The 2,040-nt window shown below is 62.0% G+C and carries 2 protein-coding genes and 1 pseudogene; 2 read left to right on the forward strand and 1 reads right to left on the reverse strand.

Annotated elements, in window-relative coordinates; genetic code table 11:
* Positions 1–368, forward strand: a pseudogene (locus AAC083_RS01305) (hypothetical protein); the annotation flags it as partial.
* 121 nt (positions 369–489) lie between these two features.
* Here AAC083_RS01305 and AAC083_RS01310 read toward each other — a convergent pair.
* A complete protein-coding gene (locus AAC083_RS01310; protein ID WP_108537862.1) occupies positions 490–735 on the reverse strand; it encodes a hypothetical protein in 246 nt (81 codons plus the stop codon).
* 118 nt (positions 736–853) lie between these two features.
* On the opposite strand from AAC083_RS01310, the gene AAC083_RS01315 reads away from it, so the two are divergent.
* Positions 854–2,040: MFS transporter (locus AAC083_RS01315; RefSeq protein WP_108537863.1), on the forward strand; the 1,187-nt coding region annotated here is incomplete at its 3' end.

Below are 2,040 nucleotides of genomic sequence, written 5' to 3' on the forward strand. Positions count from 1 at the left end.
TGGCCTACTTCAAGATTAGCCTTTCAACACGTAATTGGGACAGAGCCTTTCTCAAGGCCTATGAGGAGGGGTTGCACGCCTATTCGGGGGATTACGAAGAGGTCAATCATCGCAACCTCCGCGAGCACGATTTTCGTGCCTTCTTCGAGGGTGAATATCGGCTCGATCGCTTCGAGAACCACCAGCTGTTCGATCTCGATGGTGTGCTGGGGCGGCTCAACTCCTCCTCCTATGCCCCCGCCGTCGGCACCCCGGCCCATGAGCAGATGACGGCGCTCATCCGACGCGAATTTGGCCGCCATGCGGTGGGTGGCAGAGTCTCCTTCAACTACAGCACCCTGGTCTACAGCGGCCGGGTGTCGGCCTGATCGGAGCCGGCTTCCCGACATGACAAGGCCCTCGTCGTTCACGGCGAGGGCCTTTGTTATTTCCCGGGTACCTCGTTTGGGTGCGCTGCGACGCAGACAGTCGCGAGGGGGTCTTGTGACCTTAGCCCTGGTCTATTCCCAAGATGGCCAGGGCTTTGGCCAGGGTATCGACGGATGCCTGATGTTTGCCCGCGTTATGCAGGGTTTCTCCTTCGGCCCTGAGTTGCTTCACCTCGGCCAGCTGCTCGGCGCTGAGGGCGGGGCCTGCGGCGAGGGCATCATCGATCTTCTTCATGTCTGCGGGGCAGTGAAACGCGAGGGCACTGCCGGCAAAGAGCAGGCCAATCAATAACAGGACAGGTTTCATCTTGGTTACCTCAATGGTGGGTCTCATCAAGCATAGTGTGGTCGTGGCAGGGCCGGTTGGGTTGAAGTGGGGGGGAAGCAAACGGTACCATGGTTGTTTAGCCCGACAGGAAGACCCCATGACGCTCACAAGGTTGTTCTCACCCTTGGCCAGTCTGGTGATATTCATTCTGGGCCACGGCATGTTCAATACCCTGCTGACGGTGCGCCTCTCGGCCGAGCAGGTGTCGGTACAGGCCATCGGTCTGGTGTCGGCTGCCTATTTCGGTGGCCTGGTGCTGGGGGCCTTCGTCAACGCTCGCCTTATCATACGGGTCGGCCATATCCGGGCTTATGCGGCCTACGCCTCCCTGCTCTGTTTTCTGTTTCTGTTGCACGGCATGGTGGTGGACCCCATCAGCTGGGCCGCACTGCGGCTGGTGGGGGGCTTTGCCACCGGTGGCCTGTTCGTGGTGCTGGAGTCCTGGATGCTGGTTTCAAGCACCCCGCTCAACCGGGGGCGACTGATGTCGCTCTACATGATCCTGCTCTACGGATCCTTGGCCATGGGCCAGTTGCTGCTCAAGTGGGTGGACCCCATGGTGCTGACCCCGTTTGCCCTGTGCGCCATGGCAGCCACCTTGTCTGTGGTGCCGCTGGCGCTCTCCCGGGTGGCGACGCCCGCCATGGTCGCGCCCCAACCGGTCGGGGTGATCGATCTGGTGCGGCTCACCCCGGCTGGCATGGGCAGCAGCTTCCTCTCTGGCCTGATCCTCGGCGCCATCTACGGCCTGCTGCCACTTTACTTTACCGACAGCGGTGCCTCGCTTTCGCGGGTGGCGGAGATGATGGCACTGGTGATCCTGGGGGGCATGTGCCTGCAGTACCCCATAGGCCGTATGTCCGATCGCTATGACAGGCGGCTGGTGATCCTGCTGCTCGGCGCCGTGCTGACTCTGCTCGCCCTGCTGATGGTGCTGCTGCCGGAGGATTGGCGCGAGCCTGTCACCGGCACTCTGGTGTTCTTGCTGGGAGGGATGGCGTTTTCCATCTATCCCCTGAGCCTGAGTCACGCCTGCGATGAGCTGCGTCCGGATCAGGTGCTGGGGGCCAATCAGGGGCTGCTGCTCGCCTACAGCCTGGGGGCCATGATAGGGCCGCTGCTGGCGCCTTTCGTCATGCTGCAGTTTGGGCCGCAGGGCTTGTTTGTCTATTTCGCCCTGTGCGGCACCCTGCTGACAGTGTATCTGGGTTGGCGCAAGCGACAGCGGGCCCCCATTCCCCTGGCCGATCATCAGGTGTTCATGCCGGTGCCGCCCAATACGCC

This window comes from Aeromonas sp. HMWF014 (assembly GCF_963878295.1).
Classification (GTDB): Bacteria; Pseudomonadota; Gammaproteobacteria; order Enterobacterales; family Aeromonadaceae; genus Aeromonas; species Aeromonas popoffii.